The organism is Citrobacter sp. wls718, from assembly GCF_005280945.1.
Taxonomy (GTDB): Bacteria; Pseudomonadota; Gammaproteobacteria; order Enterobacterales; family Enterobacteriaceae; genus Citrobacter; species Citrobacter gillenii.
In genome coordinates this window covers 41,226-59,341 of record NZ_SZWV01000022.1, presented here as the reverse complement: position 1 = coordinate 59,341, position 18,116 = coordinate 41,226, and the positions used below count along the sequence as shown (strand labels likewise).

The 18,116-nt window shown below is 51.6% G+C and carries 18 protein-coding genes, 1 pseudogene and 1 riboswitch; of the genes and pseudogenes, 8 read left to right on the top strand and 11 right to left on the bottom strand.

What is annotated here, in order from left to right; genetic code table 11:
• A partial coding sequence (locus FDW95_RS04775; RefSeq protein ID WP_137363427.1) for an MFS transporter occupies positions 1 to 1,363 on the bottom strand: 1,363 nt, incomplete at its 3' end.
• A gap of 175 nt (positions 1,364 to 1,538) precedes the next feature.
• Between FDW95_RS04775 and kdgR the strand changes: the two genes are divergently transcribed.
• Positions 1,539 to 2,330 (top strand): DNA-binding transcriptional regulator KdgR, encoded by a 792-nt coding sequence (gene kdgR, locus FDW95_RS04770; RefSeq protein ID WP_096756701.1) that lies wholly within the window; start codon positions 1,539 to 1,541, stop codon positions 2,328 to 2,330.
• Positions 2,331 to 2,443: 113 nt separating this feature from the next.
• Here the strand turns inward: kdgR and FDW95_RS04765 are convergent, their stop codons facing one another.
• Positions 2,444 to 2,683: a YobH family protein gene (locus tag FDW95_RS04765; protein ID WP_096756702.1), complete on the bottom strand. Its 240-nt coding sequence runs from the start codon at positions 2,681 to 2,683 to the stop codon at positions 2,444 to 2,446.
• 163 nt (positions 2,684 to 2,846) lie between these two features.
• Between FDW95_RS04765 and mgrB the strand changes: the two genes are divergently transcribed.
• The 6 genes from mgrB (at position 2,847) to rlmA (ending at position 7,190) form a co-directional block, all read left to right on the top strand.
• Positions 2,847 to 2,990, top strand: coding sequence for a PhoP/PhoQ regulator MgrB (gene mgrB / locus FDW95_RS04760; RefSeq protein WP_115258239.1), 144 nt, complete (start codon positions 2,847 to 2,849; stop codon positions 2,988 to 2,990).
• A gap of 74 nt (positions 2,991 to 3,064) precedes the next feature.
• Positions 3,065 to 3,346, top strand: coding sequence for a YebO family protein (locus FDW95_RS04755; RefSeq protein WP_115258240.1), 282 nt, complete (start codon positions 3,065 to 3,067; stop codon positions 3,344 to 3,346).
• A gap of 640 nt (positions 3,347 to 3,986) precedes the next feature.
• Positions 3,987 to 4,130: a DUF2627 domain-containing protein gene (locus FDW95_RS04750; protein ID WP_003034983.1), complete on the top strand. Its 144-nt coding sequence runs from the start codon at positions 3,987 to 3,989 to the stop codon at positions 4,128 to 4,130.
• Positions 4,131 to 4,142: 12 nt separating this feature from the next.
• On the top strand, positions 4,143 to 4,352 hold the full coding sequence (gene cspE / locus FDW95_RS04745) for a transcription antiterminator/RNA stability regulator CspE (protein WP_001062678.1): 210 nt from the start codon (positions 4,143 to 4,145) through the stop codon (positions 4,350 to 4,352).
• A 219-nt stretch (positions 4,353 to 4,571) separates the two neighbouring features.
• Entirely contained in the window at positions 4,572 to 6,317 is a 1,746-nt protein-coding gene (ftsI, locus tag FDW95_RS04740) for a peptidoglycan glycosyltransferase FtsI (RefSeq protein ID WP_096756705.1), read from the top strand.
• Between the two features lie 63 nt (positions 6,318 to 6,380).
• Positions 6,381 to 7,190, top strand: a complete 810-nt coding sequence (gene rlmA, locus FDW95_RS04735; protein ID WP_115258241.1) for a 23S rRNA (guanine(745)-N(1))-methyltransferase — start codon at positions 6,381 to 6,383, stop codon at positions 7,188 to 7,190.
• Here the strand turns inward: rlmA and mntP are convergent.
• The 5 genes and pseudogenes from mntP to manX form a co-directional block, all read right to left on the bottom strand.
• Positions 7,187 to 7,753, bottom strand: a complete 567-nt coding sequence (gene mntP / locus FDW95_RS04730) for a manganese efflux pump MntP (RefSeq protein WP_137363425.1) — start codon at positions 7,751 to 7,753, stop codon at positions 7,187 to 7,189. The two genes, rlmA and mntP, sit on opposite strands and share 4 nt — an antisense overlap.
• 116 nt (positions 7,754 to 7,869) lie before the next feature.
• A riboswitch (yybP-ykoY riboswitch) is annotated at positions 7,870 to 7,970 on the bottom strand.
• Positions 7,971 to 8,167: 197 nt separating this feature from the next.
• A complete protein-coding gene (locus FDW95_RS04725) occupies positions 8,168 to 8,626 on the bottom strand; it encodes a DUF986 family protein (protein ID WP_115258242.1) in 459 nt (152 codons plus the stop codon).
• 61 nt (positions 8,627 to 8,687) lie between these two features.
• Complete coding sequence (locus tag FDW95_RS04720) at positions 8,688 to 9,539, bottom strand: PTS mannose transporter subunit IID (protein ID WP_096756708.1); 852 nt, start codon at positions 9,537 to 9,539, stop codon at positions 8,688 to 8,690.
• 12 nt (positions 9,540 to 9,551) lie between these two features.
• Entirely contained in the window at positions 9,552 to 10,352 is an 801-nt protein-coding gene (locus FDW95_RS04715; protein ID WP_096756709.1) for a PTS mannose/fructose/sorbose transporter subunit IIC, read from the bottom strand.
• 58 nt (positions 10,353 to 10,410) lie between these two features.
• Positions 10,411 to 11,372: pseudogene (manX, locus tag FDW95_RS04710) on the bottom strand (PTS mannose transporter subunit IIAB).
• A 460-nt stretch (positions 11,373 to 11,832) separates the two neighbouring features.
• Here manX and yoaE point away from each other — a divergent pair.
• Positions 11,833 to 13,392 (top strand): CNNM family cation transport protein YoaE, encoded by a 1,560-nt coding sequence (gene yoaE, locus FDW95_RS04705; RefSeq protein ID WP_096756712.1) that lies wholly within the window; start codon positions 11,833 to 11,835, stop codon positions 13,390 to 13,392.
• 6 nt (positions 13,393 to 13,398) lie between these two features.
• On the opposite strand, the gene FDW95_RS04700 is transcribed toward yoaE, so the two are convergent.
• The 4 genes from FDW95_RS04700 to pabB all read right to left on the bottom strand — a co-directional run.
• Positions 13,399 to 15,000 carry an EAL domain-containing protein gene (locus FDW95_RS04700; RefSeq protein ID WP_115258244.1) on the bottom strand — a complete coding sequence of 534 codons (1,602 nt, stop codon included), beginning with the start codon at positions 14,998 to 15,000 and terminating at the stop codon, positions 13,399 to 13,401.
• A gap of 130 nt (positions 15,001 to 15,130) precedes the next feature.
• Positions 15,131 to 16,495 (bottom strand): L-serine ammonia-lyase, encoded by a 1,365-nt coding sequence (gene sdaA, locus FDW95_RS04695; RefSeq protein WP_115258245.1) that lies wholly within the window; start codon positions 16,493 to 16,495, stop codon positions 15,131 to 15,133.
• Between the two features lie 183 nt (positions 16,496 to 16,678).
• Complete coding sequence (locus FDW95_RS04690; RefSeq protein WP_115258246.1) at positions 16,679 to 17,257, bottom strand: CoA pyrophosphatase; 579 nt, start codon at positions 17,255 to 17,257, stop codon at positions 16,679 to 16,681.
• A gap of 3 nt (positions 17,258 to 17,260) precedes the next feature.
• Positions 17,261 to 18,116: aminodeoxychorismate synthase component I (gene pabB, locus FDW95_RS23465; RefSeq protein ID WP_249358914.1), on the bottom strand; the 856-nt coding region annotated here is incomplete at its 5' end.

Here is an 18,116-nt window from a genome sequence, read left to right as displayed (position 1 = left end):
TCCGAGGTTGGGTGATCCGCAGTCCGCTGACAATAGCGGCAAGCGTCGCCAGAATGCCAGCCGCCAGCAGAGACATGTGGGTACCGCTGTCGCCAAACTGATTCAACATCAACGCCACTAACGCGGCACCGGTGCTTTGTCCCAGTAAACGCGCCGTTCCCAGCATCCCGCTTGCGCCACCGCTGCGTTCACGCGGCGCGGAAGTGATGATGGTATGGTTGTTTGGTGACTGGAACAGACCAAAGCCAGCACCGCACAGGATCATCGGCCAGATAATATTGAAGTCCGACGGGGCGGAGGGCAGCAACACCAGAGAAAATAACCCGCATGCCATCACCACCATGCCTAATGCCCCTAAAAGCCCGGCGTGGACGCGTTCAATCAGGTAACCCGCCAGCGGTGCCATAACCATGGTGGCCAGCGGCCATGGGGTCAACAACAGACCTGTTTCAACTTCACTACGACCCAACACGGTTTGTAAAAAGAAGGGGAGAGAGACCATGGCCAACATTTGCGCGCAGAATGAACAGATCGAGGTGCCGATGGAGAGCGAAAAAAGCGGTATGCGCAGCAGATCAACCGGTAACAGCGGTACAGGTAGTGACAGCTGTCGACGGATAAAGAAATAGCCCACCACGAGAAGTCCCGCCAGTTCAGCCCCGATTAGCGTGAGTGACTGTCCCTGGGCAAACCCACTGAGTGCAGTTATCAGCAAACCGAACGTTAACGCATTCATCACCGCGCTGGGTAAATCAAAACGGGGTTTATTGCTGCGTGCAGCGTTTGCGGGCAAAAAGCGCATAGCCAGCAGTAGAGCAATAATCCCAAGCGGTACGTTAATCAAAAACAACCATTTCCATGAGGCAATGGAGAGGATCGCCGCGGCAATAGTCGGACCTGCAGCAGACGAGACCGCCACGATGAATGAATTAATACCCATTCCGCGCCCCAGTTGGCGTTGAGGGTAAATAAGCCGGATCAGCGCCGTATTCACGCTCATTAATGCGGCTCCGCCAAACCCTTGTGCCACGCGCGCCAGCGTGAGCATCTGCAGGGAATCTGATAATGCGCAGAAGAGAGATGCGAGCAGAAAAACGACCAGTCCGCATTTATAAATACGTCGGTAGCCAAACATGTCGCCCAAAAAAGAAAATGAGAGTAGTGAAACCACTATCGCAATTTGATAGGCATTAACGACCCAAATTGAACTGGCGGGGGAGGCCTGAAGATCGGCGGCAATCGTCGGCAGGGCAACATTGGCAATTGCACCATCCAGTACGGCCATCGAAATACCCATAATAATGGTTAATATTGCGCCATATCGTTGGGGCAGCGGCAGGCCATCGGCCTGAAATTTATCCATAGGAAGTCAATATTGTCGGAAATTATGATGAGAATAATAATTTTAGCATTGATATTCAGGTGTTATGTCGCAGATTTGTAACTAAGTGGGCAAAGATGGATTGCGAGCATCGGTACGTGAAATTATAATAAAAACCGGTTCTGATTTTTATAAAACACTCGTAATGAGGTGATAAATGGCTATCGCAGATCTGGATAAACAACCCGATTCTGTTTCTTCCGTGCTGAAGGTTTTTGGCATTCTGCAGGCGCTGGGTGAAGAGCGCGAAATTGGTATAACCGAATTGTCGCAACGCGTCATGATGTCTAAAAGCACCGTTTATCGCTTTTTACAGACCATGAAAACGCTGGGTTATGTGGCACAGGAAGGTGAGTCTGAGAAATACTCTCTGACCCTGAAACTGTTTGAACTGGGCGCTCGCGCGTTGCAAAACGTCGATCTGATCCGTAGCGCTGATATTCAGATGCGTGAACTGTCGCGTTTAACTAAAGAGACGGTCCACCTCGGTGCGCTGGACGAAGACAGCATTGTCTACATCCATAAAATCGACTCGATGTACAATTTACGCATGTATTCTCGCGTAGGACGTCGTAACCCGTTATACAGCACGGCGATCGGTAAAGTACTGCTGGCATGGCGTGACCGTGACGAAGTAAAACAGATTCTTGAAGGCGTGGAATACAAACGCAGCACCGACCGTACGATCACCAGCACTGATGAGTTGCTGCTGCTGTTGGATAAAGTGCGTGAGCAAGGCTACGGTGAAGACAACGAAGAGCAGGAAGAAGGACTGCGCTGCATCGGCGTTCCGGTCTTTGATCGTTTCGGTGTGGTCATCGCAGGTTTGAGTATTTCATTCCCGACTCTGCGTTTTTCTGAAGAGCGTTTACACGAATATGTCGAAATGCTGCACACGGCTGCGCGAAAAATTTCAGAACAAATGGGTTATAACGATTATCCATTCTGATTTGATTTATACGCAATAGGTCAAAAGCCCCAGGTATTTTGTACCGGGGCTTTTTAAATGAGCAAAATTAATACAAGCCGACACCAATAACAGGTAATTTTCTTGCTTCAATATTAACCGTTATCGACAATGACGGTGCTTTTCCTTAACAGGGGACAGTCCGACAAGCCGATGATACCGCTGCTGGTATGTACGTACTGTGCGGTGCTGGTGCCCCGTGCCGTCAGGTACTTGCATTGCAGACCCAGTCCTGCTGCGTTCTCCTTACTCCCTATCAGCACGCCATAGCCACTCAGTAATAAACCAATCCAAACCAGAGCCAGCAATACAATTGCGCGAATAATCAGACGCATTACAACCTCTTATCTTTTCTCGTTATTATAAGATTAGCTTGTACACTGAATGAAACAAGTGAATCATTCCTAAAAATATTTATGCCGCTAAGGTTAACGTTGGGTTTAGGTAACGCATGATAATTTAGTCGCATAAGATGTGGATTCGGAGAGTGGAGTTGGAGTGAAAAAAATTCGGTGGGTGGTGCTGATCATTGTCGTACTGGTATGCATACTGATGTGGGCGCAGGTGTTCAACATCATGTGCGATCAGGACGTACAATTTTTCAACGGAATTTGTGCCATCAATAAATTTATTCCCTGGTAAGCGCATTTTAGCAACAGTTGATTACCTTCTTGTGCGGCAGTGGTAAACTACGCTGTCTACATTGAGGTGGTAAAATGAACGAAGTTTTGAACTCTGGCGCGCTAAGTTTTGCGTCTTTAGTGGTATCGGTGGTGCTTCTGGTTATCGGGCTTGTGCTGTGGTTCTTCATCAATCGGGCAAGCTCACGAACTAATGAGCAGATCGAGTTACTTGAAGCGTTGTTAGATCAACAAAAACGACAGAACGCATTGCTTCGTCGTCTTTGTGAAGCTAACGAACCTGAAAAAGCCGCAGAACCTGCAGTGAAAAACCAGGATGAAGATGAAAGTATCATTCGCCTGGTAGCAGAACGTTAGTCAACTGAAAGACAGGGTGGGCGTCTGATGACGCTGTTCTCAGATATTCCATCCTGTCGTTAACCCTGTCATATCATTTTCTTCTGCGACCTCCACGCGGTTCGCGCGGTGAACTGTCGATAACGTTCTTCCATCAATTCATGTTGGCCGATTAATTCTGTGCCTGTACGTGGTGTTAAATATAATTACCCATACGTTAATAATATGATTATGCCATTTTTGTGATAGTGATCGTTTTTATTATCAGCGAAACGTTTCTCTTACTTTTTTTTGTGCTTTGTCATCATTCTTTCATTATTTTTCTGCAAAACCAGAAGACGGATCTCATTTTTACCGTTGTGACAAATTATGCATTACTAAGCATAAAAAATGATATTCAGCACACGGTGCATCAGTGAGTCTGGAACAACCTCACAAGGTGAGCTATGGTAGACATGTCGCGGCTGCTGCGTATGCCAGCCGGGGCAGGGCGGGAGCGGTGAGAATATATCCAGACTCGGTCTGGCGCATAACTGTGCAGTTGTCGTGAGATGAACTTCGGGATTTGTGCGACCGATCGAGACACGTTTAAAAATGGCTTGCCATTATTATCGTTGTATGTGATAACACGTTTTGGGTTAAACGAGGTACAGTTCTGTTTATGTGTGGCATTTTCAGTAAAGAAGTCCTGAGTAAACACGTTGACGTTGAATACCGCTTCTCTGCCGAACCTTATATTAGTGCCTCAAGCAGTAATGTCTCAGTTTTATCTATGTTATGCCTGCGGGCGAAGAAAATACTCTAAGGAATTTTGCAAATGGCAAAGATTAAAGGTCAAGTTAAGTGGTTCAACGAGTCTAAAGGTTTTGGTTTCATTACTCCTGCTGATGGCAGCAAAGATGTGTTCGTACACTTCTCTGCAATCCAGGGTAACGGCTTCAAAACTCTGGCTGAAGGCCAGAACGTTGAGTTCGAAATTCAGGACGGCCAGAAAGGTCCGGCTGCTGTTAACGTAACAGCTATCTGATCGAAACCACTGATTTGAAGCGCTCAGGCGCAGCAATTTCAGATATAAAGCCTCGCATTTGCGGGGCTTTTTAATTCAGATTACGTCAAAGTATTTCAAAATGCCGTCCCATTAGCGCTTTGTTGCAAAGGCGTGATATTCGTAGCATTCTTTTCCCCGCTTTCTGTCGCTAATTCTCGTTAAATCAGTCACCTGAAAAACTATCTTGCTGGAGAACAGGTGAAAAAGAAAAACGACGGCGATGCACGCAATTTTACTCCCGTACGTTTTGCCCTGCTTTGCGCGGCAATTTTATTGAGTCTGGGGCTGCTCCTTGGCAGGGTTGCGTGGTTGCAAATCGTCACGCCGACCAGTCTGGTGAAGCAGGAGGACATGCGCTCATTACGTGAAGTAACGACGGCATCACCGCGTGGAATGATTACCGACAGAGAAGGGCGACCGTTGGCGGTGAGCGTACCGGTTAATGCTGTCTGGGCCGATCCTAAGACGATTATTAGCAAAGGTGGTGTCGGGTATAACGAGCGCTGGCAAGCGTTGGCAAAAACGTTGAATTTGTCGCTTAGCGCACTGGCGGAACGCGTTAATAGTAACCCCGCCGGACGGTTTATCTACCTGGCGCGCCAGATTTCACCCCAACAGGCGCAGTGGGTTGATAATCTGAATCTTCCGGGGATTAATCTTCGCGAAGAGTCCCGTCGTTTCTATCCCGCCGGTCACGTTGCCGCGAATTTGATTGGCTTCACCAATATTGATGGCCAGGGTATTGAAGGGGTAGAGAAAAGTTTCAATAGCCAGTTGATGGGCAAACCCGGCTCGCGGTTGGTGCGTAAAGACAAATTTGGTCATGTGATTGAGAACATCACGGAAGTGATGCCGGTACCCGCACATGAGTTGCAGCTCAGCATCGATGAACGCTTGCAGACGGTCACCGAGGATGCGCTGGACAATGCCGTGACGTGGAATAAAGCCGAGTCTGGGGCGGCGGTACTGATCAACATCGCCACTGGGGAAATATTGTCGATGGCGAGTTTCCCGGATTTCAACCCCAATAACCGCGACGGTGCGGTGCTGGACGATTTTCGTAACCGCGCGATCAGCGATACCTTTGAGCCAGGATCTACCGTTAAGCCGTTGGTGCTTATGACTGCCCTGCAACAGGGAATTGTACAGCCCGACAGCGTGATTGATACCCACCCCTTTAATCTTGACGGGCACCGTATTCGCGATGTTGGCTATTATCCTGAGTTGTCGCTGACGGGTATTTTGCAAAAATCGAGCGATACCGGCGTGTCACATTTATCATTAGCTATGCCCATTCAGCGATTGTTGGACACCTACAAGAGCTTTGGTTTTGGCGAACCGACAGGTCTAGGGTTGACTGGCGAAAGCAGCGGCTTAATGCCTCAGAGACGTTACTGGAGCAGTTTGGATCGCGCAACCTTTGCCTTCGGCTACGGATTAATGGTCACGCCGCTACAGTTGGCGCACGTTTACGCCACCATTGGCAGTTTTGGCATCTATCGACCGCTGTCCATCACCCGTATCGATCCGCCGGTAATAGGCCGACGCGTCATGTCTGAGGCGTTAGTTCATCAGGTTGAGCATATGATGGAAAGCGTTGCGCTGCCCGGCGGCGGGGGAACAAAGGCTGCGGTACGAGATTATCGCGTGGCGGTAAAAACCGGGACGGCAAAGAAAATTGGCGATGACGGCAAATATGTCGATAAATACGTGGCATACACGGCGGGCGTGGCTCCGGCAAGCGATCCGAAGTTTGCGCTGGTGGTGGTTATCAACAACCCGCAAAATGGGGCGTATTACGGTGGTGCCGTATCGGCCCCCGTCTTTAGTCAGATAATGGGGGATGTGCTGCGTCTGGAAAACGTTAAACCGGATGGCATGCCCGCTGACTCGGAACACTTGCTGGTAATGCACGGTAATAACGACGTCTCTCCGGCGCTGTAAGTTATTTTCCCTGGGCGCAATTCGCGTTACACTTGCGCCCTGAAGCCATCTGCCGGAGTTGTCATGTTGTTTTCCTGTCCCCTTTGCCATCAGCCTCTTACTCAAGATAACAACAGTTTTGCCTGCCCTGGGCGGCATCAGTTTGATGTGGCGAAAGAAGGGTATGTCAACTTACTGCCTGTTCAACACAAACGCTCACGCGATCCAGGTGACAGTGCGGAAATGATGCAGGCACGTCGGGAATTTCTCGATGCCGGCCACTATCAGCCGCTGCGTGAGGCGATTGTGAATGTTCTCCAGGAAACGTTAACGCCAGGTGACGCGGCGATTCTCGATATCGGCTGTGGGGAAGGGTATTACACGCACGCGTTTGCCGATGCGCTGGCAGGAAGTGTGACCTTTGGTCTGGATGTCTCGAAGGTGGCGATCAAGGCCGCAGCAAGGCGTTATCCGCAGGTGACATTTTGTGTTGCGTCAAGTCATCGGCTGCCTTTTGCTGATGCTTCAATGGATGCCATTGTCAGGATCTACGCCCCCTGTAAAGCTCAGGAGCTGGCGCGCGTGGTGAAGCCGGGTGGGTGGGTGATCACGGCCACGCCGGGCCCGCGCCATTTAATGGAGCTGAAAGGGCTGATTTACGATGAGGTGCGTTTGCATGCGCCACACACGGAACAGCTGGAAGGCTTTGCTCTGCAGCAGAGTATCGCATTGGGCTATCAGATGCAGCTTAGCGGTAGCGAGGCTGTGGCATTGCTGCAAATGACGCCTTTTGCCTGGCGGGCAAAACCGGAAGTCTGGGAAACGCTGGCGGGGAAAACGACATTTGACTGCCAGACAGACTTTAGTATTCATATCTGGCAGCGTGTGAATTAACCGTGGAAATGTGCCCAGAGGATCTGGGCACCGATACCAATTAGCACCACCCCGCCGAGAATTTCAGCACGTTTACCCAGCATGGGGCCGATAAAACGGCCGATCATCATCCCCAGCGTGGACATCATTAGCGTGGCGCAGCCGATAGCCAGCGCGGTGGCAATAATGTTCACCTGCAGGAAAGCCAGACCGACGCCGACGGCCATCGCATCGAGGCTGGTGGCAATGGCGGTGGTCACCAACAGCCAGAAACCGTGGCGACGCTGCGGCTCTTCATCTTCATCACCGTTATCACGGAAACCTTCGATTATCATTCGTCCACCGAGAAAAATCAGCAGGATGAAGGCAATCCAGTGGTTCCACTCGAGTACGAATTTACTCGCCAGCATGCCCATACCCCAACCAATCAGCGGGGTCAGCGTTTCGACAGCGCCGAAAATTAAGCCAATACGCAGAGCTTCAGAGAATTTAGGTTTGTGTAGCGTAGCACCTTTACCAATTGATGCGGCGAATGCATCCATCGACATGCCGAAAGCGAGAAGAACAGTAGCGGTGAGATTCATAACAGCGTCCTGACCGGGGTATCCATTAAACACATCACTGCCCCCAGTAACCATGCACGCCCGAACACGCAGTTCAGGAGACATGCATTGCAGTTGATGTGTCTATGGTCTCGCCTGACTGTATGTTTACAGTCCGTACGCGCCACGCCTTGCGACGAGTATGTTGACACGTACATTTCCGGAGTCTGGAAATCGGCTACTCCCCAATGACGGGCGCAACCTTAGCATATTTTGAGAATATAAAACAAGAAACGGGTGGATATTATTTGACTTCTAATTGAAAACGATTTTCATTTAGATTTAATTGTCGATAATGCGTTAAATTAAATAACAAAAAGAGAACGTGAATATAGCCTGTGCTATGTTTGTTATACGTCAATATACAAATAACATAGTTCAGGCTATGTTTCTATATCATTGATTTGATATGAGAAGTTTATATATTCTCTCAAGGTCGTCTATATTTCGTACGCGGATCAGCAATCGCCGATGTTCTAATTGCATCACCAGTACGCCATCTTCCGACAAATTCATCTCTTTAATCCGGCTATATTCCACCCAAACATTGGCGAAGAAAAACCCTTTCTGTTTAAAGATGATTTTTGGCGTGCGGATCCAGAACAAATATATTCCCATCAATATCAGCGCACACAATAACCAGGTAGTGAATTGCGCCCCATGGCTGGTGACGTTGTTGTAGATGAGAATCGCGATCAATCCAATGAAGATAACGCTATCGACACGACTACGGGGCAGCAGGGGAACAGCAAGCAGAGTAGGGCCATTACGGCGGGGCATGATGAACTGATCGTAGATGGCAAACGCCAGCAGCGACAGGATAAAAAGAACCAGCACCAGGTCCGTGATAGTCATGAATCCTTAACCCTCTAAATAGAAAAACCGGGAGCAGAGCCCCCGGTATGGTATAGCAGTCTTACAGGCCGAGCAGGCCGACAGCGTAACCCGCGATACCGATGACGAAGAAGCCAACGATAATCCACAGAGCGTTCACTTTCTTACGCAGCAGCCACATACAGGCGAAGGTCAGCAGCAGCGGTACCAGGCCCGGCATCAGCTGGTCAAGGATGGTCTGCACGGTGGTTACGCGAGTCTGACCATCCTGACCGGTGATGGTGGAAACCACCAGCGGGATGTTCACGTGCGTCCACTTATTCACCAGGGCCCCCATGACAAACAGGCCGAGGATTGATGCCCCCTCAGTCAGTTTCTGTAGGAAGCCGCCGCCCATATCTTTAACGATATCGACACCTTTACGATAACCGTAGGCCACACCGTAGTAGCGTGTTGCCAGACGTACCGCGTTGAACAAGATGAAGAACAACAGTGGGCCTAGCAGGCTGCCACTCATCGCGATACCCGCACCGAGGGCGGCAAATACCGGACGCACGGTACCCCAGAAGATCGGGTCACCTACGCCTGCCAGCGGACCCATCAGACCGACTTTGATACCGTTGATGGCACCATCGTCAATCTCTGCACCGTTAGCACGCTGTTCTTCCATCGCCAGCGTTACGCCAAGAACCGGTGCCGCAACATAAGGATGGGTGTTAAAGAATTCTAGGTGACGCTTAATAGCCTGCTTACGTGCGTCGTTGTTCTCCGGGTACAAACGGCGAATTGCCGGTATCATGGAGAAGCAAAAACCCAGCGCCTGCATACGTTCGAAGTTCCATGAACCCTGGAACAGGTTAGAACGAAGGAACACGCCACGAATGTCACTCGGAGTGAGTTTTTTCTCGGTGGTAGTTTTAGTCATATCAACCATTTCGCTCACCTGCTAGTCCAGTTCGTTATCAAGGTCATTGTTGCCAGCAGCTTGCGCTGGCGCACCCGCTACGCGGTTATATTTCGGGCTCAGCTGAATGTAGAGGATGGCCATAACTGCGCCAATCACACCCAGTGCAACCAGGTTAAAGTTGGTAAATGCCGCGGTGACGAAACCGAGGTAGAAGAACGGCATCAGGTAGCCTGCGCGCATCATGTTGATGACCATCGCATAACCCACGACGACGATCATACCGCCCGCGATGTTCAGGCCGCCGGTGACCACTTCAGGGATGGCGTTGAGCAGGCCCTGGACTTCACTGGTGCCGACAGAAATCGCCACGATAACCGCAGGGATCGCGATACGCATTGCCTGCAGGAACAGCGAGGACACATGCAGCCAGGAGAGCGCCGTCAAGTTGCCGCTCTCAGCCGCCTTATCCGCAGCGTGCTGGAAGGCGACGGTGATGGTACGAACGATGATAGTCAGAACCTGGCCAGCTGCTGCCAGCGGGATAGCCAGCGCGATACCGGCACCGATGCTTTGGTGACCTGCGATAACCAGAACGGTAGAAATAATTGAGGCCAGTGCGGCATCTGGTGCAACGGCGGCACCGATGTTCATCCAACCCAGCGCGATCATTTCCAGGGTACCACCGATGATAATACCGGTTTTCATGTCCCCGAGAACGGCGCCAATCAGCGTACAGGCCACCAACGGACGGTGGAACTGAAATTCATCGAGTACCGACTCCATACCCGCGATACATGCGACGATGAACACCAGCACAATCTGAAGAGTGGTAATCTCCATTGTACTTCTCCTATTGCTATACAGACTTAAGTGTGAAAACTAAGTAAATGCCAGCGGGTTATTTCGCTTTGGCAATCAAATCCATCATTTTCAGTTTCTGATCGGTAGAAACCTTACGGGCTTCGAGTTCAATGCCGCGTGCGTTGAGTTTCTTGAAGGCTTCGATGTCTTTTTCATCAACGGAAATCGCGTTGTTAACCTGCGTTTTACCCTGACGGAAAGCCATGCCACCAATGTTTACCGAGGTGATTTTTACGCCACCTTCCACGACACGTTCAACATCGGTCGGGTTGGTGAACAGCAGCATCACACGATCGCCTGCATATTTCGGGTTGTTGTAGACGCGGATCATTTTCGCGACATCCACCACGTGCGCCGTTACGCCTGGAGGCGCAACCTGCGTCAACAGCGTTTTACGCACCGTATCTGCGGCAACTTCATCGCTGACGACGATAATGCGCGTGACGTTGGTTTCTTTGGTCCAGCGGGTGGCTACCTGACCGTGGATTAAGCGGTCATCGATGCGTGCGAGGCCGATGTGCATATAATCGTTCGGACCCATCGGTTTAGCCGGTGCCGCTGCTTTTGCTGCAGCAACCGGGGCCGGAGCGGCTTTTTCTACCGGTTTGCTTTCAGCGCTTTCACGCCTTCGCTACCGGTTTCTACTGCCAGTGCGACTAATTCATCAAAGCTTGGGTTGTCATCACGCGCCATAAAGGTTTCGACCAGCATGGGAATGTTCACGCCAGCGATCACTTCGTAATGCTCTTTGTCGACGACAATGCGGCTCGCAGCGTTGAACGGGCTGCCTCCCCATGTATCAACGAGAAATAGCACGCCTTTACTGGTATCGAGTTTTGCCAACTGAGCGTTGTACTTTTCGATCAGCGTTTCAGCATTTTCGCCTGGAACGAAATCGATCCAGCCGACGTTTTCCTGCTCGCCTAACAGCATTTCTGCTGTTTTAAGTAACTGCTCTGCAGCCCAACCATGTGTGCCTATTACAATAGCAATGGTCACTTGCTACCTCCTTTATTATCGTTAACACATCGACAACGAGATGTATTTTGAATCGTCGTCCGCAAGCGAATCGATTCAGATAAGGGTTACAATGAAAAACCTATGATTTTCGTGAATTATTTTAGATATCGAAAAAAATAATTTATGTGATGAAGATCCGTAATTTAACTTCCGATTAAAAGAAATTTCGAAGAGTAAAATATCTCCGACACAACTTATTGCAAAGGAAGGTAAATCTTTGCTAAAAACCGGTTGTGTCTGTTATGTTTAGCATATATTTAATTAATCAGGAGTATAGGGCAGTAGCCCACCGTATGGATCGTCACCGACGTCATTTCACCTCGAGGCCGCTTAGCGCCTGTCAGTTTGGCACTTTTTGCCACACACTTTATCTGCATATTGCTTCAACGCCTGAGATGTCCAGGGCGCAGTTTAGCCATTCTTTGAGCAGGAGCTTGTCATGGAATTCTTAATGGACCCGCAGATTTGGGTGGGTTTGCTCACGCTTGTTGTTCTCGAAATTGTTCTGGGTATTGATAACCTGGTCTTTATTGCGATTCTGGCCGATAAGCTGCCGCCTAAACAGCGGGATAAAGCGCGTCTGATCGGGTTGTCGCTGGCGCTGATTATGCGTCTGGCACTGCTGTCCGTGATCTCGTGGATGGTGACGCTGACGAAACCGCTGTTCACGGTGATGGACTATTCGTTCTCGGGGCGTGACCTGATTATGCTGCTGGGAGGTATCTTCCTGTTGTTCAAGGCTACCACCGAACTGCATGAGCGGCTGGAAAACCGTGAGCATGATACCGGCCAGTCAAAAGGCTATGCGAGCTTTTGGGTTGTCGTGACGCAGATTGTGATCCTCGATGCGGTCTTCTCCCTGGATGCGGTGATTACAGCCGTCGGTATGGTGAACCACCTGCCGGTAATGATGGCGGCGGTGGTGATTGCGATGGCGGTGATGCTGCTGGCGTCCAAGCCACTGACGCGATTCGTGAACCAACATCCGACGGTCGTGGTGCTGTGTCTGAGCTTCTTGTTGATGATCGGTTTGAGCCTGGTAGCCGAAGGGTTTGGCTTCCACATTCCGAAAGGTTATCTGTACGCTGCGATCGGCTTCTCGATTATTATCGAACTGTTTAATCAGATTGCTCGTCGTAACTTTATTCGCCACCAGTCGACGCTGCCGCTGCGTGCACGTACCGCCGAGGCCATTGTGCGCCTGATGGGCGGTAAACGTCAGGCCGGTGTGCAGATGGAGTCTGACAACCCGGTGCCGGTACCCGTTCCGGAAGGGGCATTTGTTGAAGAAGAACGCTATATGATCAACGGCGTGCTGTCGCTGGCCTCACGTTCTTTGCGCGGCATTATGACGCCGCGTGGCGAAATCAGCTGGGTGGATGCAGATCTGAGCGTGGCAGAAATTCGTGAACAGCTGCTCTCTTCCCCACACAGCCTGTTCCCGGTGTGTCGTGGTGAACTGGACGAAATTATCGGTATCGTGCGGGCAAAAGAACTGTTAGTGGCCCTCGAAGACGGCGTAGATGTGGCAGCAATTGCCTCAGCGTCACCGGCCATCGTGGTCCCAGAAACGCTGGATCCGATTAATCTGTTGGGCGTGTTGCGTCGTGCCCGGGGCAGCTTCGTTATCGTTACCAACGAATTTGGCGTTGTTCAGGGTCTGGTGACCCCGCTGGATGTTCTGGAAGCCATTGCCGGTGAGTTCCCGGATGCTGATGAAACACCGGAAATCATCGCCGATGCGGGTGGCTGGCTGGTTAAAGGCGGTACCGATCTGCACGCTCTGCAGCAGGCGCTTGACGTTGATACGCTGGTGGACGAAGACGAAGACATTGCGACGGTGGCGGGGCTGGTTATCGCGGCTAACGGTCACATTCCGCGTGTTGGCGATGTGATTGAGGTTGCACCGCTAAGCATCACCATTGTCGAAGCGAACGACTATCGTGTGGATCTCGTTCGTATTGTTAAAGAGCAATCCGCTCACCACGAAGACGAATAATTTGGCCTACCGAAACGGCATAGCAGGCATGATATGCCCGTTATGCCGGGCGGGTGGTGGTGTACTACTGCCCGCCAGCCATTGAGGAAAATCGCGCAGCGGCATCGGCTTGGCATACAGAAATCCCTGCAATACATTCACGCCATGTCGCCGTAAATGCTGGGCCTGCGCCTGCGTTTCAACCCCTTCAGCTACCAGTTCAATATTCAGTTTTTTCCCCAGCGCGATGATGATGTCAGTAACGGTCGAATTGACGGCATCAGTCCCGATCGCAGAGGTAAAGGATTTATCAATCTTCAGTACATCCGGGCGCAACTTTTCCAGCCACGACAGCGAGCTGTTGCCGGTACCGAAATCGTCAATGGCCAGTTTTACCCCCAGTCGATGAAGTTCATGCACCAGTCGATAATCGACATCCAGCAGCGCGTCGCGCTCGGTCAATTCAATCACCAGTTGCTGGATGGGATGCTGACTGAACCAGTACTGATTAAGGTCTTTTAACAACATACCGTCACGAAAATGGCTGGCGGCGACGTTGATACCAATATGAAACTGGCTGCTCATTGGGAAAACGTGCCGTTGCTGAATGGTTTCTGCGATGACGTGACGAGTCAGGGGGACAATCAGGTTGTGCTCTTCCGCGATAGGGATGAACACTTCAGGTGAAATCCAGCCTTGGCGCGGGTTATTCCAGCGTAAGAGAATTTCAACGCCCGTACACTGCTGGGTGCTGGCGTTCAGTAGTGGCTGGCAAAATAGCTCAAACTCCCGTTCGGCGAGGGCCAGATTAATCTCCCAGGAAAAACTCATTCTGTTAGCGGTCGCCAGCCAGGCCAGATACCCGACTAATAAGCTGAGCATGACCGCTAACGGTAACTGGGTGGGCAGGTGTCTTAACGCCAGTTCGCTGGCTCCTGGTCCGCTAACGCTGATGGCAAAGGGGAAATGTTGTGATGAAAGTTGGTAGCGTTGTTCGCCGTCACTCTCTGGTAGCTTGTCGACGACGCCTTGTCCGTACAGCAGATGCCGCTTACCGATGGTTAAACTGGCATGTGTAATTTGCGGAGGCTGTGGTTCAAGCAGCATGCCCGACAATAATTCAATATTGACGATCTCCAGCACCCCATCTTCGCCATTGGCAGACGACGGATACCACTGCGTCAGAATAGGGCTGCCCTTAATGAGCGAATGATCGGTGGATAACAGTAGCTGCGGTTCGCGGCTGGGCAATTCAGGTTGCAGCTGCTTGATGGGCACATTGCGATAGCCAAAAATACTCGAACAATAGAGGATGCCACCCTGAACCAGGTTAATAGAGCGCACAGTTTGCAGTCTGGCGGCGTGCTTGCTCAGGGCTAAGCGCGCCACCGAGCAGGGCAGGCCAATTAACGGCAGCAGCACATCACGTCCGGTCCGCAACGGCAGCAGGATATCATCCAGCTCTTCTACAGCATGGTTAGCGAACGTGACGGTGGAGTGATGATTTAAATTACGCTCCGAAATAAATCGGACAGATAATGTAAGAATGAGCGTCAGTAGTGCACAAACTGTGCAGACGATTAAGCGATTACGGCGATAATTTTTGATGATCCGTTGTGCTGTTTGCATGCGGGCCGCCCGATAAGCCGTTGGTCACAGAAGCCAACAGCAACAGAGCAAGTGTAGTGGGGAAAATTACCGTAGACGAGGGAGGGGAAGCAAATTCGCCCATCCGTCGCAGATGGGCGAAAATTAAGTATTAGTCACACTGAACTTTGATCGCCAGGCCGCCGCGCGAGGTTTCGCGGTATTTGGCGTTCATGTCCTTGCCGGTTTCGTACATGGTCTCGATGACTTTATCCAGTGAGACGCGCGGGGCGCTGGTACGACGCATTGCCATACGTGCCGCGTTGATCGCCTTCACGGAAGCAATGGCGTTACGCTCAATGCACGGCACCTGGACCTGTCCGGCAACCGGATCGCAGGTTAAGCCGAGGTTGTGTTCCATACCGATTTCGGCAGCCACACATACCTGCTCCGGGCTCGCACCCAGTAACTCTGCCAGACCTGCTGCGGCCATAGAACATGCCACACCGACTTCGCCCTGGCAGCCCACTTCTGCGCCAGAGATAGAGGCATTCATTTTGTACAGCGCGCCAATTGCACCGGCCGCCAGGAAATAGCGGGTATAGATATCCGGGCTGACGGGCTCAATGAAGTGATCGTAATAAGCCAGAACCGCAGGCACGATGCCGCAAGCACCGTTGGTCGGCGCTGTCACAACGCGACCACCCGCGGCGTTCTCTTCGTTTACGGCCAGCGCAAACATGTTCACCCAGTCGATCACGTTCATCGGATCGTTGGAGAGTTTGTCGCTGGAGACCAGCATACGACGCAGGGCAGAGGCACGACGAGGCACGCGCAGCGGCCCCGGCAGAATGCCTTCGGTGTTCATCCCACGATCGATACAGGCCTGCATGGTTTGCCAGACGTTACCAAAATACTCTTCAATTTCTTTTTTGCTGTGCAGCGCAAGTTCGTTCTGCATCACCATGCCAGAAAGCGACAGACCGGTGCTGTTGCAGTACTCCAGCATTTCAGCGGCAGATTTGAACGGATAAGGTACGCTGACCTCATTCGCCGCGTCCTGACCAAAGTGTTCTTCATCAACGATGAAACCACCACCAATGGAATAATATGTTTTGCTGTAAACAACGGTGTCACCGTTGTAGGCATGAATTTGCATACCGTTTTCATGCAGCGACAGGTTGCTGTTGCGAAAACGCATGCCGTCGTTTTGCGGGAAGTCGACTTCGTGTTGGCCCTGCGCAAGCAGCAGGCGTCCACGCGTTTCTACATCGCGGATAAATCCGGGAATGCTGTCGATGTCCACGGTCGCAGGCTCATAGCCTGCCAGACCCATAATAATGGCGATATCGGTGTGGTGACCTTTACCCGTGAGCGACAGTGAACCATACACGTCGACGGCAACACGAGTAACGCTGTCCAGTAATCCTTTTTCGACCAGGTCATCGACGAACTGTTTACCCGCCTTCATAGGTCCTACGGTATGGGAAGATGAGGGACCGATCCCCACCTTAAACATGTCGAATAGACTAATCACGATAATACTCCTACAGGGCGACTGGGCTTTCCAGTAACGATGTTATGACTGCGCATAGTGTAAGAGGGAACGCGGCGATCGGCTTAACTATTCACATGAATTAAACTAATAGATAACCGCGGTTTTACTAATGTTGTGACCGGCGTTTCAGGTTGTGTCTGCGGTGCGTAAAGATAAGTATAGTCAGGGCTTCACGCCAATTTGCAGCGCCAGCTCACGAATTATCCCGGCGGTCATTCCCCAGACGAAATAATGCTCATACCAGGAAAGCCAGACGCGATGCGAGTCACCCCGGCGGTAGATATCTAAGGGGTGATAACGACCCAGATGCAACGCCTGCGCCAGCGGCATTTCGAATACTGCAGAGACTTCATCTTCGCTTGCACGATAGGGCAGATTAGGTGGGATAATACCCACCACTGGCGTGACCTGAAAACCGGTGACGCTATCCACCGGCGGCAGGACGCCAATCACCTCAACGCACGAAGGGGGAATGGCCACTTCCTCCTCGGCTTCTCGCAGCGCGGCGGCAATCAGCGACGCGTCGCTGCTGTCTACAGCTCCGCCCGGGAAGGCAACCTGTCCGGCGTGTTTACGCAAATGCACCGAGCGTTGGGTTAACAGCAATCCCGGCTGTGGGCGGCGAACGACCGGGATCAGCACGGCGGCCTGGCGCTGGTTTAACGCTTCATGATTGACCTGCGGGCGCAGGAGAAGAAAGCGCGATAAAAAGTCATCAAGCGTCAGGCTGCTGTTTTCCACGGTTCAGTTCTCCAGTTGGTGCAAAATACGGTTCACTTTATCAAACGTTTCCTGATATTCCGCGTCTTCCTGACTGTCCGCAACAACTCCACCGCCAGCCGAACAGTAAAGCTGTCCGTCGGTGGCCGTCAGGGTGCGGATGGTAATACTGGTATCCATATTGCCGCAAAAGCTCAGATAGCCGACGCTGCCGCACCAGGCGTTACGTCTGTGTGGTTCCAGTTCGTCAATAATTTCCATCGCCCGCACCTTTGGCGCGCCGGTAATGGAACCACCAGGGAAGGCGGCGCGCAGCAGATCCGTGGCGTGCAGCGATTCCGGCAAACGCGCCGTAATGGTGCTGACCAGATGGTGCACGGCAGGGAAGGGTTCGACAACAAACAGTTCGGGAACCTTGACCGAACCCGGCACGGCAACGCGACCAATGTCGTTACGCATCAGATCCACGATCATCAGGTTTTCAGCACGATCTTTAGGTGAGTTTGCCAGTCTTTGCGCCTGCTGACGATCGGCATCTGGCGAGTCCAGTCGCGGCAGGGTGCCCTTGATGGGGCGCGTCTGGATCTGCCGATTTTCCAACTGAATAAACCGCTCTGGCGACAGGCTGAGGATTGCGCCTTCCTCAAGGCGGATAAACGCACTGAACGGGGCGCGGTTGGCCTGGTTGAGTCGCTCAAAGGCGAGCCACTCATCCCCCTGATACTGCGCCTGAAAACGCTGGGCAAGGTTGACCTGATAGCAGTCCCCGCTGTGCAGATAGCGCTGTACCTGGCGAAACTTTTCGCCGTACTGCGCGCGGCTCATATTGGATTGCCACGCTGACGTTAACATAAAAGGCTCACGTGTTGGCGCGCGCTGG

Coding starts and splice junctions, on each gene's coding strand:
- mntP (WP_137363425.1), bottom strand. CDS start 7,753: ATGAATCTCACCGCTACTGTTCTTCTCGCTTTCGGCATGTCGATGGAT.
- FDW95_RS04715 (WP_096756709.1), bottom strand. CDS start 10,352: ATGGAGATTACCACTCTTCAGATTGTGCTGGTGTTCATCGTCGCATGT.
- FDW95_RS04755 (WP_115258240.1), top strand. CDS start 3,065: ATGAACGAAGTTTTGAACTCTGGCGCGCTAAGTTTTGCGTCTTTAGTG.
- FDW95_RS04765 (WP_096756702.1), bottom strand. CDS start 2,683: ATGCGTCTGATTATTCGCGCAATTGTATTGCTGGCTCTGGTTTGGATT.
- rlmA (WP_115258241.1), top strand. CDS start 6,381: ATGTTGTTTTCCTGTCCCCTTTGCCATCAGCCTCTTACTCAAGATAAC.
- FDW95_RS04720 (WP_096756708.1), bottom strand. CDS start 9,539: ATGGTTGATATGACTAAAACTACCACCGAGAAAAAACTCACTCCGAGT.
- cspE (WP_001062678.1), top strand. CDS start 4,143: ATGGCAAAGATTAAAGGTCAAGTTAAGTGGTTCAACGAGTCTAAAGGT.
- kdgR (WP_096756701.1), top strand. CDS start 1,539: ATGGCTATCGCAGATCTGGATAAACAACCCGATTCTGTTTCTTCCGTG.
- yoaE (WP_096756712.1), top strand. CDS start 11,833: ATGGAATTCTTAATGGACCCGCAGATTTGGGTGGGTTTGCTCACGCTT.
- FDW95_RS04725 (WP_115258242.1), bottom strand. CDS start 8,626: ATGACTATCACGGACCTGGTGCTGGTTCTTTTTATCCTGTCGCTGCTG.
- FDW95_RS04750 (WP_003034983.1), top strand. CDS start 3,987: ATGTGTGGCATTTTCAGTAAAGAAGTCCTGAGTAAACACGTTGACGTT.
- FDW95_RS04700 (WP_115258244.1), bottom strand. CDS start 15,000: ATGCAAACAGCACAACGGATCATCAAAAATTATCGCCGTAATCGCTTA.